Raw genomic sequence first — 13,749 nt, 5'->3', positions numbered from 1 at the left:
TTCACCTAGGGCGAGACCTGATCGATCGCCTGGTTGAAGAGCCCTTCCAGGGCCGGCCCGGCGATCGCCAGCAGTGCCGCTACGAGGACGGCCGACATCAACGTGATCATCACCCAACCGGGGACGTCGCCCCGTTCGGGATCATCGGGTGCGCGAAGCACCGCCGCTGCGAAGGCGAGGAGCGGCAGGATGCGGCGCACTGTGCTGGTCATGATTCTCATACTGGTTCCCCCGTTGTTGTGATGGTCGAAAGTTCAGAAGCCGAGGTTGATCAGGGCGATTCCCGGATAGACCGCGAACAGGACTGTCAGCGGAAGGACGCCGAAGACGAGTGGCACCATCATCGCGATCTCCTTCTTGCCCGCGGACTCCATCAGATCCCGCTTCGCCAGATCCCGGACATCCTGCGCCTGCGCCCGCAGCACGTCGGCGAGAGGAGTGCCGCGTTGAACGGCAACCGTGATGCCGTCCACGAATCGCGCGAGCGGAGCGAGGCGGGTCCGGTCGGAGAGGTTCTGGAGTGCGTCGACGAGTGGAACGCCCGCCCGCGTGGCTGCGAGGACGAGGGTGAATTCTTTTGCCAGCTCGCCGTTCGCCGTCCTGCAGATACGTTCGAGCGCCCCGGTCGTGCTCTCGCCTGCAGAGACCGCGAGCGCCATCAGTTCGGCGAGGCTCGGGAATTCTGCGAGCATGCGCGTCTCGCGCCGTTTGATGTCGCTGGAGAGGGCATAATCCCTTCCGGCGAAACCGAATACGGTGCTGGCCAGGACGATCACAACCGCCAGCGGCAGGTTGGCGGAACCGGATGCCGCCAGGACCACCATGACCAACGTGGAACCGGCCATACCACCTGCCGCCCAGAGGAGTTGCTGGGCCCTGAAATCACTCGTCGTCTGTCCCTGGCTCCCTTGAGCGAGGCGGCGCGCAAGAGCGGCACTCGCAGGGTTGAACCGGTGCGACCAGGACACGGCATCGGCCAGCAGGGGTTTCATGATCCTCTCGAGCGGACCGAAGGGAGTGACGTTCGCGGGGGCATCAGTCAGCAGTCTCGATTGGAGGTCGACCGCTCTCAACTGCGGCCGGACCCGTTCCGTCAGGGAGATCGCCCGCAGGGCGGGCAGGCGAGCGATGAACAGCCATAGACCCACGCCGAGAACCAGCCCGCAGAGCGCCGCGAGAGCGAGAACCGGATTCACCTGAGTACCCGCTCGTCATTCGGCAGGGCGCCGATGCGCAGCATGACGCGATAGCAGACGACGGAAACGACGAGTCCGCCGAGCAGTACGGCAGCTCCGGCTGCCGAGTTGTATGCACGGATCGCCTCCGGTCGGGTCGCCAGCAGCGTGAGCACGAGCCAGGGAGCGGCGACGGCGAGCCGTGCAGCGTTGACGGTCCATGATTGCCGAGCCTCGAGTTCGCTGCGTGTTCGTGCAGCATCCCGCAGGAATTCCGATAGCGTCCCGAGCAGCCGGCCCAGGTCCGACCCTCCCACCTCGCGCGTCATCCGCAGCGCCTCGACGATCCGGTCGGCGACCGGATCGGCCAGCCGCTGTTTCAACCGGTTGAGCGCGTCGTCGAAACGGCCACCGGCGCGGTAATCGGATCCGAAGGCGCGGAAGGCGGGGCGCAGTTCGAGGGGACCCTTGTCACCCAGTTGTATGAGCGCCTCTGGGAGTGAGAGACCCGCCCTGATGGCAGAACGGAGGTGATCTACTGCATCGGGCCACAGCTCGCGGAGAGAAGCCGTCCGTTTCACTGCTCTCCACCTGACGATGGAGAGCGGCAATATTCCACCGAAGAGTGCGAAGCAGAATGCGATCGGCGCGGAACCCGTCAGAACGAAGCCGAGCAACAGGACGAACGTGCCTACCCCTCCGCACGAAGCGATGAGCCCGAGCGACGATACCCGTTCGACGCCGGCTCGCAGGAGGAGTTCGTCGACTCTCCGTCGTCGAGCAGGTGCCCGCCGCCCCTTGACCGGACGCTCCCAGCAGGACCACCACATCAGGAAGAATCCTGCACCGAGGCCCACCCCGAGCGCCGTGCTCATGCTCGGGCGCCGAGCAAGGTGGACACGTCGACACCCGCGGCGCTGAACTTATCCTCTGCCGGCATTCCGCTCGCTGTTACCTGGAGGCCTCCGTCGATGCGCCGGAACACGTGGGAGGACTCGATGACGCCGTTCTCCACCCGGCGTCCCAGTGCCACGATCTCCACCACCTTCCGCTGGCCCCCAGGGAGCCGCGCGCAGTGGACGACAAGGTCGATACAGGAAGCGACCGTCGGCACGACGAAACTGCTCGAGATGTTCGCGCCAGCAAGAAGCGGGAGCGTACAGATCTTCGTGATCGCGTCATGCGCGCTATTGGCGTGGACACTGCACATGCCAGGCAAGCCCGGACTACGGTCAAACGCACCTCAACTTTGAGTGCATGCTCCCCGCTGAACAGCCGACGAGGCGACCGACCGTTCGGGCGCGGCCGAGGTGTCATTACGCACAGAGCACCTCACGACTTTGCACCAGATGACACCCCATGGTGTTTGTGTAGTAGGTGTCACCCGAACTAAGCGCTGGAGCGAGAAAGACCCGGCAGGCGTAGTCGGTCGCCGAACCGGGTACGCCTGGTTCTTGGTCCTATCTGCAGCAATGACCCTCACACGGCCATCTACCCAGCACAGCAAATCCCCGGACTGGTCGGCGGTTCGCTCGACGTCCCACCGTGGTCACCGGCCTTCGCACACGCCAGGCCGCCCCGGCCGTTCAACGCTACCCAAAGGCGTCGGCGGGGTCGCCCACGTACGTCAGCTCGAACTAGGCGATGTTGGCATTAGGTCGTCCACCACGTGTGGACTCTGGCCGCTGCTAGCGCCTTAGGTCCCGTGTGTCGAAAGCAGAACTGCTGATGCTTTTTCGAACGCTTCAGCCCTAATTTCTTCGGGTTCTCCTTTAAGCGCCATTGCTCGAGCCGAAGCTTCGAGAGGTTCTCTGTAACGCTCAGGCGTGGACCATTCAGCGTCACCAACCCTGACTGAAGTGGCGAAATACGTGATTAGGCCCTCGCCAAGAGCGGCGACATTAGCGATACTTTGCAGTGATTTAGGAATACTCACGGAAGAACCGGTGCTTACGTGACCCTCGCGCAACAATCTCGCGTGTAGACGAACTTGATGCAGATAGTCCCGTTTTGCCGCTGTGCTAGTCGAGCGCATCGCGGCTTCCACCAGAGAGATGATGTCTTCGGCTATGACTGTGCGGACCAGAAGTTCTACGGGCTGCGCTTCCTTCGTGGACCGCTGTATTTCCACACAGCGCCTGGCGATGCGCAACAGTTCACGGGGAAGCCCACCCGACCAGGCGTGGCAAAACGCGCTTACGAGAGGCGGGAAGCCTTCCGCTCGAGCAGAGATAACTTGAAGCGACTCGTCCAGGCTGAGAGCGCGGACGGGAACGATAGTATCGAAAGAGGAATCGAAAGCATCTCTCGCAACTAGCCCCCGCTGTTCAAAGCTAAGCAAAGCGTCCGTTGAAACTGAGACAATGAAATGAACTCCCTCAATATGAAACAAGTCTTTGAGATCGTTAACAGTATCAACCAAATCCGTTGTTAGACTGATCTTGTCGAGTTCATCAATGACGATAATCACCGGCTTGCTATCTTCTTCTTCAGCGAAAGCTTGCAGAAGCTTGCGTAGCTCGCTGATAAGGTCCGCGTGTGAAAGTGCGCGATCCTTGAGCGTCACTGAGTTCTCATCTTCAAGGGCGAGACTTCCGCCGAGAAACTTTGCTACGTTCTTACTTTTGGTATTAGTCTCCCTGTCGAAGGAGAGTCGGGTGATGGCTTCCCGGGCTAGGAAAGCCGCGTAACCCTGCTGTCCAGTCACCCCTCCTCCGAAGACATACGACCGTCTAGTCAAACTCGCCACTGCCCCCAGAAGAACTACGAGTAGCCCACTCGTAAAGAGTATCATTCCGGCAACCCCTGTGGCACTAAAGGCTGGTTGGGAAAAAATCTCGCCCCCGTAGGAATCGTAGAAAATCAACGCAAAGCCGATCGTGAATAAGATGGCACCGATAATAGTACGACCGATCAGCACCGACGAATACCTTCGTCGCCGCAAGCTCCTAAGTTCGCCGCCGTTTCTTTCATCGACTTTCTTTGCAACTTCAAGATACAGTCGTCGAACGAAGTCGACGGAATCGTAGCGAACGGGCGCGGTAAGCCACACGGACCTGTCGATGTGTTCCGCATCTGAGGTCAAGCCCCGCATCAGCGTAGATTTACCGCTGCCCCTAGGTCCAGCAATGCCTATGGCCGAAGATTCGTGACCTTCCACAAAGTTCTTGAGAAAAGTAGCAGTGCTTGATGGCACAACAGCGGAGGTGTTGAGTTCTACCAGACGTGGGGCGACGGTCGGAAAAGGCAGCATGTTCTCTGGGCCGAGCGTCTCGTTTAGAACCCTAGTGAATGCTTGCTTGACGGACGCGTTAGTCCTGCGCTCCAATTGAACCTCAAGTGCTTTGCTTTCCGCTTCAATCCGAAGTGCTACAGATCGTGCCCGTGCTCGGAAAGCCGAGGTTACCGCCGCTGCAACCGCGAAGGAGATCGTCACCAGTAGCAGCAGCCATTGGTCGCTAGCGGCTCCGGTGCTCCAGATCACCGCTCCTGAGACTACGGTCAGAATCAGCGCCAGCGCCGTTACAATCGCAAGCGACCGACTGTTCTTTCGGGCGCTCCTATGAATACTCTGATAGTCGGTTAGCTCAGATGCGAGCGAACCATGGAAGGCGTTTAAGTCCTCAACGATTCCTGGCATTAGGATCTCCATGCCGGCATCGATACGCTGCCTAAACGAATCGTAATGCTGATAGTGGCTAGATTTCGCCAGCTTCACGTACTCCCCGCGCACTTTGTTGATGTCCGGTGGAGAAAAGCCAATACTCATCAGTGCCGCTTTCGTCTAGAATCATGTCCAGCCAACCATCGCCGTCACGGCTTAGGTAACTCTATCTAAGGGATCGGAGCCATGGCGGCTCATATTGCAAGGATGCAGCAGTCAGAGTTAAGCTCTGTCGCCAAGGAATAGCTCAAGAACGGGCCCGTCCGCTCGTCATCCTCTCACGTCAAGTCGCGCGCGCCGGGCGCATCCAGGAAAGCACCGGTCGATGTTCAATAGCACTTCACCTCAGGCTCAAGATCCTGCTGACGGTCTGGTGAGCCTGTCATCTTTGGTAGTCCGGGGTTCAGGCTGCTTCTAAGATGCATTCAGGGCCGTTACCGGATCTGAACGGCCGAGCAGATCAAACAGGCGGCACGACCGCGAAGCCCTCTGTGTCCGTTAGCGGGTGGGCGAGGGTTATGCCCACGGAATGGATAAGCTCGACGAGATCGCCCGCTGGCGCGGCCGGAAACAGGACGACCGGTGTTGCGTCGATGCTGAAGCGTCGCGCTACGTGCACGTAGTCGAGAACCTGACCGATTGCGGTACGGACATGAGCCCGGCTGACTGAGCGTTTGGCCTCCACGATCCAGCCCTGGGTGGGCACGTACAAGTCAGGCTCAATAGCAGAGCCATCGATCGGCAAACTGAGGCGCTTGGGCGCGTGTCCCGTTGTCGTCAGCCATTGGCCGAAGCCACTCTGAAGCTTGAACTCAGTCCGGGAAACAGTACGCCCCTCAGGCCCGACCGGGAGCTCACCGCCCTCCACGACTATGTCTGAGAAGTTGGGAGGGAACCAGTCCCTCATCGCGGGCGACGTAAGTTCCTCGCCGCCGTATGCCGGCAACAGCTGCGTGTCGGCATCGATGGGTTCGAGGTTGAAGATGTACCCGCGGCGATCATCACCATTGATGTCCGGAATTGTGGACTCCCAGTAAGCGGGTTCGCCCAGAGTGAAAGAACCGACATAGGTGGCATAGGTCTTTTTCGTGCGGAACAGGCGGATGATGCGCCCTTGCGCAGCGGACCGAATAAGCGCGGCATTTCCGCGCTTATCGATCACTTGGTCGCCGACCTGGCCCTCTCCGGTGTAGGAATAGTTTCCGTCTTCGCGGAGACCCTCGAACTTGTCATACCCGTACCTCGCACCCTTGTCGGGGTCGGTGAAGATGAACACGTCAGAAGTGGACTTGGGGGTTGAAATTCCTCCTTGCTCCTGCCCTCCGAAGGCGGCATGAAGAGAAACGCGCAGGACCTCATCGCCCGGCTGAAGAACCCACTTCCGCTTACCAGAGTGGGCGCCTACACGAGCACGGACTGCGTCGGCCTGATCTGTGTCGAGTAGCCAGCGAGTTTTCTCGGGCGGGAGTTTATCGAAGTGTTCACGCAACAGGGCGCGGACATACCTGTCAGTGACGTTGAGCTCAAGGGCGAGCTGCGCGGGAGTGATCATGACTTCCTCTGGGTAATAGCTGCTAACGCGATGCTGCAGCGGCGGCGACACCATCGGATGAAACCTGACCGGCCGAGATCTGCGCTTCCGCTGCCGGAGCCCCATCCAAATGAGGACTCTGACGAGCTGATCCTCCTTTGCTGCGTCTGAGCTGCCGGTACATCGTATGCGGGGGAAGGCGCACAAACAGATAGGACGTGGCGCCGCTGCGCGTCGCACAAAGCGGGCTCGACTAACTCTCGAGCCTCTCATCGCTGCTGGCAGTTTCGCATTTCCGGCAGCCCGAAGATTGCTTAGGCGCGCTTCACGCAAGGAGCCGACGGCAGGGCGCTATCGCGCCAGCCCGAGAGATGAGCGCATCCTCAGCGGTGGTCGTCGCGTTCTCCTTTCTCAACTTTATGCGTAAGACAAGCCGCCTTCGTGGGCCTCTTACGTCGCATACGATGACCGAGTGAGCGTCTCAACTCTTGATGAACAAGCACGTGCCCTTATTGCCTCGTACCGCGCCGACGCCGACAGGTATCGAGATCGGGCGCGAGCCGTCGCCACTTTGCTTGCCACCGCCGCAGGAGCTCTGGCAGCGGGCCTCGTTTTCTCCGCCGAGGGCCAATCACTCCCGACGGCAGTGAGGCTAGCCGGCTATGTCGGGATCGTCCTCCTCTCCATCGCCGTCTGCTTGTTTCTCAGTGCATCCATGTACAGCCTCCGCGCAAAGAGTGGGGACGGAAGGCCGTCACCCGATACAGTCGCTGGAGAGTCAACCCAGCAAACAATCGATTCTTCCGAGGAAAATGTCGTCAAGGTAGTAAACGCCATTTCGCGTCGAATGAATTTTGGAAAGTTTTTCGGGCTTGCTGGACTACTAGCATTGATTCTGATGCCGCCGATTGGCGCCGTCTTCCCCGACGACCAAATCAATGTTTCCATCCAAATCACCGAACTCCCTCCGGATGCTTCGGAGACATGCCCAGCGATCACAGACAATATCGACGGCACAGTAGCTCGCGATGACCTAAAAGGTATAGCAGCACTCATTCCTATCGAGGTCAGCTCTCAAGAATGCGGCAATCCTGAACACGACTCGAAAGCGGTGCTATACCTCGATCGGAGCAAGGTCATTGTGACGGTCTTGGCGGAATCGTGACAAGCTCTAGGCCGATTGTCCACTATCGCGTCCTACTTATGCTCGGGATAGAGTGGGAGGAAGCAATGGAAGATGCGGCCGCAGTTGTTCAATCAGACGTCCATCCAATAAAGCTGGACTCGCAGACGGGACGAAACGCTATTCTGCACTTTCTTCTCTACCCGGCCAGCACTCACGATACGATTGCTAGTGGCAGTTATCTAGAGGATGCTCTAAGTCATTTTGATTTGGAGTCTCAGGCACGCGTCGTATTGGTTGCATGCCAGCCCGCCTATCCTTCGCTAGAGGAAGATTCCATTGCTGCCTTGGCACACACGAAACTTAGCCACGTGATCAAGAAAAATGTTCTTCGAGTTCTAGAGCCACAGCAGATGAAAGTACAGGCAGAAAAACACATTCGACTAGCCCTACGTCAACTCGGCACGGTGAGCGCACAGTCGAGTGAAACACAAAGCATAGAAGAGGACTACGTTTCACTGATGGGTTATGAGAGGGCACCATGGAGAATTTAGGAGACGGAGCATGGATCGCTGCTATCGCTGCACCGTGGGCGATAGCCCCGCATCCGAACTTCTCCGACGAGACAGTTACTGGTCCAAGTCTTTTGGCCTTGGTGGCTCAATCCAGACTGGTAGATCTCGACCAACATAGGAGTCGACTATCCGAAGGGCATGCGGGCTGGATGCTCGAACTAGTCGACGCTGCACAAAGGTCGGTCAAGTACAACACCGTCCGCAGCGGCGCCGATGATCTCTGGATACTTGCTGAGAACGAGACGATTACACCAGGCGGCCGCATAGGAGCGGCCCTGTTCGCCGCCGTCGCTGAGGTAGAGCTAGATGAGCTTGGTGTCGCAATTGAGCGGCTGCAGTCGCTCGCCGCCGGTCTGCAAGATGTCCCATCGTCCAAGAGTTCCGCTCTCGCCTTAGCCTTGTTGCACCAGCAAATTGCTGCGCGTCAATTCGAGCTATTTGACTACGCCGAGGCAATGGAGACTCTTAGAAAAATAGACATCTTCCTCGGGGTGGAGGGCGAATGGGACGCCTATTTGGTGTCACTGGGCATCAGTTGGGACTCTTCGCGAGTTCAGGATGACATCCATCGTTCCATAACGGCGCACAGCACACAGTTGCGTGCTCGTATGGAGGGTTTTCAAGGAACCACCTGGGTAGACGTCGTTAAAGCGCGATCCACCTGGCCCGACCACCGAGTGGCGCTAGCGGCCGGAACTCGTGACCGTAAATTCGTCGAGCAGATGTTCGAACAGGCAATCGGATCTCAAGTTAAGCGACGCACTTGGTCTACTACCGACCCTGTACTCTCGCCCGCCCTCGAGACGCTCCTCGTTTCGGAATTGTCCGGCGACGCTAATGCGTTCATGAGAGGGAGGGAGGCCCTCGCCCAGCATAGAATTCTACAAATCCTTCGTAATCCCACAGATGACGCCCCCTGGGCTGTACAGGACGCAATCCGATTATTTAGAAGAGCGAGGGCTAAAGACAGCTTAAAGCGCGTGCTGGAATGGATCTATCTTCAAGGACCAGAGGCTGCATTGTTCAATGATGCTTCCATGATCCTTGAACGTAGAGATTTTCCCCGAGACGCATCGGCTTTGGACTTCATGGTACTTTCTTGGGCAGCGCAATATTTGTCTACCGACATGTTAAGCAGAGCTTTAGGCGGGGCGTTCGAATATATTCGGGCGCCTAAGGGCACCCCTGGCGCCCAGTCCGAGAACGAACGGATTGTTTGGAGCGCCATCGTCAAACTCCTACCGGGCAGCGGAAAGGATAATGAAACGGCTCAGGTGGCATTTGACGCCACCAAACAGACATCTTCCCTCGAGTTGGTTGAGAGAGACTTTGTCAGGCTAATGGATCTAATTGACTGGGACGAAGTGGACCCAGATCTGATTTCCGCATGGAGAACCTGGGGTGCACAAAACGTCGAACGGTTCGCTGTGCGAGATCTAGCCCGCCGGGCCCGCGGACTGCAGGACACACTCGATCACGAAGAGATCATTAGCGAACTGACCGGTCAAGATCTAGTCCTTTATTTGGTCAATGGTAATGTGGGCGCTGCCTCACTTACGGCAGAAACGCTGTTATCTGCTGATGCAACTTGCATAAAGGACCTTGATAGGACGCGTGAAAGCGCTAGTAAAGGAACCTTCTCCTATGGTGGTGTGGACACTGGAGAGTTGAGCATTGTTTATGCAAAGACTTATGCTCGGCCAGCAGTATGGGATTCTTTAACCTCATTCTTGACTGACCCGAACGTCCCGCGTGAGTTCAAGGCGAGATCTCTTAGCCGCGTTGCTGAGTATGGCATGGAAGGCGTGCCGGACAGCGTTAGGTCAAGTTTGGCGTCTACTTGGCACGCTGTCGTTGCGTCGAGCCAAGTGGATATGTTTTCGGATCCAGACCCTCGCTCCAAGTTTAGTGAGGCTCTCCGCGCTGGGGCTGTCCTCGGTATTCTAAGTCGAGATGAAGCCTTGGCTTCGGCTACCGAATTGGCGGGAAGCACATTGTCTGAGGAACGAATTGCTGCTTGTGGGATGCTGCCCGACGTCGCTGCCTTCCACGGGTCATGGGAGTGGGCGCAGCTACTACTGCTTCATCTGACTCAAGACGCTGATGCGACTGTGCGTTCAGAGGCTGCTAAACAACTAGCATTTGTCGGCAATATACCTACTGGCATCAGATCCCTCGTGCACGCCGCAATACTCAAGGCGTTGGGTAGCGGCGGCGTCCGGACTCCGTTGCTAACGCTTCACGGGTTGCAGAAGCTCTCGAAGGATGAGGACTGGAGGCAGTATGGGGCGGAGGTCGCCTGTGTAGTCGAGGCGTTGGCGACAAAACATCGTGCTCGTGTAATCAGGGAAGCGGCGGGTCACCTGATCGCCTCCTGAGTTTAAGTTGGCACCACTGAAGACACCGAGTTCTGAACACCTGGACCCCGTTGGCGCCACAGACTCTCAAGAACGGCAGCCTAGGACCTACTGCAGCACACTCAAAATAGGCTAACGAACCTCCAGAACTACTCTCCCGATAGGGCTTCCGCGGCCTTGATTACCCTATTGCACCTCCGCATCGTGCCAGCCACGCTCAGTCTTTGGAGAGCGTCGCAGGCGCCAGGGCTGGCGGTAGCAGCATTCGGCATCGCACTACTCAGCTTCGTCAGGAGCGTAATCGGCACGCTCCTTCGTTTTTCTTACATCCACGTGGCAGCTTCGCCGAATGCTTGGTAAACGCCAAAGCCGTCAAGTGCACCCCCGACCTAATCGTAAGTAACACCGGGGCGGAGTATGCCCCCCACTCCTCCTAGGCCCGCCAGGTGACGTTATCTCGGATGTTAGTGATCACCGTTTTCGTCACACCGTACTCCCGAGCAAGGCGCGCGATCGTTCCACGGGGGCCGGGCAGTTGAGCGCGGATTGCCCTAGCCTTCTCCTGCGTTAGTTTCGCGTTGGCGTGATTTTCACCTCTCGGCACTGTTCCGTGCCGCAACCTGTCGCGCCCTATGTTCTCCAAGGGTGTGGCCCAACGAAGGTTGTCAGCTCTGTTATCCAGCGGGTTCCCATTGTAGTGGGCAGCGTGCATCCCAGGTGCGGGGGGCGGACCGTGCCATGCTTCGCATACGAGCGCATGTACCCCCTTTGGGTTTGAACGCCCGCAGTGCACAACCGCGTAGCCGGCTACAGTGATGTAAGGCTTGAGGACCGTTTTCGTCCGACCGCGAACCCGCCCGAGGGAACTGACCCAATATCCGTCAAACCGAGTTTGCCGCCACTCTTCCCCCTCGATCTCATCCTCTGGATGGATAGTCGCGGTGATTTCGACAATCCGGGTTCGGCGGGCCTGAGCCTTGGTCTTCTGCTCCAAATTGGCCAGCACGTGTTGTGAGGGAACTGTCGTTGGTTTAGACCTCAGCTTCCCCTCGGCAATCAAGCGCACGTAGCCTCGAGTGCACTCGAACATTCCGGCGATGTCCCCAAAATCAACTCCGCGGCCAATCATGCTTCGTATGTGGGCGACGTCTTCGTCACTGAATCGGGCAAAGGGGTTGTTCGCTCCCCGGGATGTGTTGTAGTGGCCTCGGGCCTTTCTGTCCGCCATGTTCTCCTCGTGTGTTCCTATCCTCAGGTGCGTAATTTCTACGCAGAGGCGGGTGTCACAGGAGTGCAGCACGAATTGGTCGGAAGACAGCACTTCGCCGTGCGTCAACATCCATGCAGCTCGATGGGCTGAAATCGTCTTCCCATGCAGCGAAAATTTCCCATACCCCGCAGTGGTTACACCGGCAGTCCACAGCAGGCAGCCGCTCTCCGCAGGGGAAGTCTTTTCGTAGAACCGAGCCCGGTCCGAAGCGCTGAACTGGTTCGCCCCGGGGATCTCGCTTGACCGGGGTGCAATCTCGCAGTCTTCCGCATCCCTGCCCGATCTCGTCGAGGAGACGGAGTCGGGACCTACGGACACGGTTGCCTTCACTTGACCGGTTTCCATCGTTTGCACCCGACCTTACGCTCCGCTCGCACCTGATGCGCCTGCCTGTGGCACTAGTAGAGCAGAGGGGTCCGACACTATCCGCTGACACAGGTTGAGGCCCTCCGCCCGCACCAGTCTTACAAGGAGCAAACACGCAAGTGGGCAACGGAGAAAACCTGTGACGTGAGTCGAGTAGCGGCGAATCGCTTGCGCCCCTTGTGCCGACCTGTCTCGCATCGTGAGACTTTTCGGGGTGATGTTCTGTTTCCGAGTTCTGAACAGTATTTACCTATTGACAGCAGCTGCCTACGGGCGAGTGCTGTGGCCTGCGTTAGACAACCGAGAACAACAAACTTGAGAGGAGGAACCCTCGTTGCCATCACTACGGGGTGAGTCTCACCCGTCCGCGAAACTCTCGGATGACGCCGTGCGTGCGATCCGCGGGAGCTATAGCCCAGGGCTGATCAGTCAGCGCGACCTTGCCGAACTGTTCGGCGTCACACAGCAGATGATTGCCCGGATTCTGACCGGGCGTGCGTGGGCCCACGTGTCCTAAGCGCTGCACGTTCTACTGCCACTACTGGCCGGGTTCCTCCGCTGAGGAGCCGGCCTTTTTTATGCCTTCAACTTGACCAGGAGCAACCATCACGATGTTCACCAACGACTACCGGGACCGCTGGCGCGCCGCCGTGTGCGGTGATCCCACCCTCTCCCCGGCGATAGAGTCGGTCGCCTCCGTCCTGGCCGCGGCGACTGCCACAGGGACTATCGCCATGACCAACTTCCGGCGATGCAATCAGGCACTAGGACGGCCACACAATGATGGGGCCGTGTTCTCGTCCGTGCGAGAGCTACGCGACGCAGGCTATCTCGGTTCCTACCGGTCCTCGGGACCGGGGTACAGCAACGGCTGGGAACTGACCCTGCCAATGGAGCAGTGACAGAGGCACCGCTGAAGACTCGTGTTGCCCGGTACTGCCCCGAGCGATACCTTGCCATAGTCCAGGGTTCTCCTGTCTCACCGTCCGTGCAGCGGACGCTGACCGCGTTGATCAACTATGCCGACCGTTCCGGGGAAACGTTCGTAAGTCGCGAGACGGTAGCGCGGAGCGTGGGTCTCACCAGCGTCCGCACAATCACACGGCATTGGGATGCCGCCCGGGACGCAGGACTCTTGCAGAGCACTCCACGGTTCAACTCCAGCAGTATCCACGTCCTCGTTATACGGGAAGCCGTTCCCGATGGTGAGACGATCACGGGCTGTTTGGGACTGGATTGGTTTGTAGAGAACCCCGGGTGGTTCAACACCGACACGTGGACACTCCCCGGTAAGCACGACCCGATCCCGCCATGGATCACGGACCAGGGTGCCCCGCCGTTCTGACCGGCGGTCACACCGAATGTCCTCCTATCTATAAAGACCTAAACGGCTCACTCTCGCTCGCCGAGGCTGGCCCCCAAGGCCAGCCCTTCCCGTGCAGAGGCTGGCCCGCAGGCCAGCGTTCTGCTGGCTCGTCCCTCACCTACCAGAACCAGGGAAACGGCGGCATCACCGCCGCTACTCCGCTTGGGCTCCGTAACGGCTGAGGTAGAAGCCTGAGACGTCATTCGCCTACGCCTTGAGGGCTCCGACCGTGACCACGTAGGAGCCAAGCGGAGCGCCGCGTAGCCCGCAGGGCGGAGCAAGCTCCGCGTCTCTCACCGATCTTCCTTCCATCACTCAACCT

The 13,749-nt window shown here is 58.7% G+C and carries 11 protein-coding genes and 1 pseudogene; 5 read left to right on the top strand and 7 right to left on the bottom strand.

The window, feature by feature from the left end:
* Positions 1–5 precede the first annotated feature (5 nt).
* From FDK12_RS02100 to FDK12_RS02075, 6 genes and pseudogenes are all read right to left on the bottom strand, one after another.
* A complete protein-coding gene (locus FDK12_RS02100; RefSeq protein WP_137367992.1) occupies positions 6–212 on the bottom strand; it encodes a hypothetical protein in 207 nt (68 codons plus the stop codon).
* Positions 213–254: 42 nt separating this feature from the next.
* Positions 255–1,196 carry a type II secretion system F family protein gene (locus FDK12_RS02095; protein ID WP_137367991.1) on the bottom strand — a complete coding sequence of 314 codons (942 nt, stop codon included), beginning with the start codon at positions 1,194–1,196 and terminating at the stop codon, positions 255–257.
* A complete protein-coding gene (locus FDK12_RS02090; RefSeq protein WP_137367990.1) occupies positions 1,193–2,050 on the bottom strand; it encodes a type II secretion system F family protein in 858 nt (285 codons plus the stop codon). Before FDK12_RS02090 ends, FDK12_RS02095 begins: the two co-directional genes overlap by 4 nt.
* Positions 2,047–2,397: pseudogene (locus tag FDK12_RS02085) on the bottom strand (CpaF family protein); the annotation flags it as partial. The gene FDK12_RS02090 and the pseudogene FDK12_RS02085, both read right to left, overlap by 4 nt.
* A gap of 474 nt (positions 2,398–2,871) precedes the next feature.
* Positions 2,872–4,944, bottom strand: a complete 2,073-nt coding sequence (locus FDK12_RS02080; protein WP_137367989.1) for a P-loop NTPase fold protein — start codon at positions 4,942–4,944, stop codon at positions 2,872–2,874.
* Positions 4,945–5,299: 355 nt separating this feature from the next.
* Positions 5,300–6,391 carry a hypothetical protein gene (locus FDK12_RS02075; protein WP_223263028.1) on the bottom strand — a complete coding sequence of 364 codons (1,092 nt, stop codon included), beginning with the start codon at positions 6,389–6,391 and terminating at the stop codon, positions 5,300–5,302.
* A 451-nt stretch (positions 6,392–6,842) separates the two neighbouring features.
* On the opposite strand from FDK12_RS02075, the gene FDK12_RS02070 reads away from it, so the two are divergent.
* From FDK12_RS02070 to FDK12_RS02060, 3 genes are all read left to right on the top strand, one after another.
* The gene (locus FDK12_RS02070) at positions 6,843–7,535 is read left to right on the top strand and encodes a hypothetical protein (RefSeq protein WP_137367987.1); all 693 of its coding nucleotides are present in this window, start codon (positions 6,843–6,845) and stop codon (positions 7,533–7,535) included.
* Between the two features lie 65 nt (positions 7,536–7,600).
* Positions 7,601–8,047 (top strand): hypothetical protein, encoded by a 447-nt coding sequence (locus FDK12_RS02065; protein WP_137367986.1) that lies wholly within the window; start codon positions 7,601–7,603, stop codon positions 8,045–8,047.
* The gene (locus FDK12_RS02060) at positions 8,035–10,446 is read left to right on the top strand and encodes a hypothetical protein (protein WP_137367985.1); all 2,412 of its coding nucleotides are present in this window, start codon (positions 8,035–8,037) and stop codon (positions 10,444–10,446) included. The genes FDK12_RS02065 and FDK12_RS02060 overlap by 13 nt, the downstream gene beginning before the upstream one ends.
* Positions 10,447–10,858: 412 nt before the next feature.
* On the opposite strand, the gene FDK12_RS15430 is transcribed toward FDK12_RS02060, so the two are convergent.
* Positions 10,859–12,040 (bottom strand): HNH endonuclease, encoded by a 1,182-nt coding sequence (locus FDK12_RS15430; protein ID WP_223263062.1) that lies wholly within the window; start codon positions 12,038–12,040, stop codon positions 10,859–10,861.
* A gap of 409 nt (positions 12,041–12,449) precedes the next feature.
* Here FDK12_RS15430 and FDK12_RS15425 point away from each other — a divergent pair, with 409 nt between their 5' ends.
* Together FDK12_RS15425 and FDK12_RS02050 are read left to right on the top strand one after the other, a co-directional pair.
* On the top strand, positions 12,450–12,578 hold the full coding sequence (locus FDK12_RS15425; RefSeq protein ID WP_411266148.1) for a helix-turn-helix domain-containing protein: 129 nt from the start codon (positions 12,450–12,452) through the stop codon (positions 12,576–12,578).
* Positions 12,579–12,672: 94 nt separating this feature from the next.
* The gene (locus FDK12_RS02050; RefSeq protein WP_137367983.1) at positions 12,673–12,963 is read left to right on the top strand and encodes a hypothetical protein; all 291 of its coding nucleotides are present in this window, start codon (positions 12,673–12,675) and stop codon (positions 12,961–12,963) included.
* Positions 12,964–13,749: the final 786 nt, after the last annotated feature.

This window comes from Arthrobacter sp. NamB2, assembly GCF_005281365.1.
In the GTDB taxonomy this organism is placed as follows: domain Bacteria; phylum Actinomycetota; class Actinomycetes; order Actinomycetales; family Micrococcaceae; genus Arthrobacter_D.
This window is presented reverse-complemented; position numbering and strand designations above follow the sequence as displayed.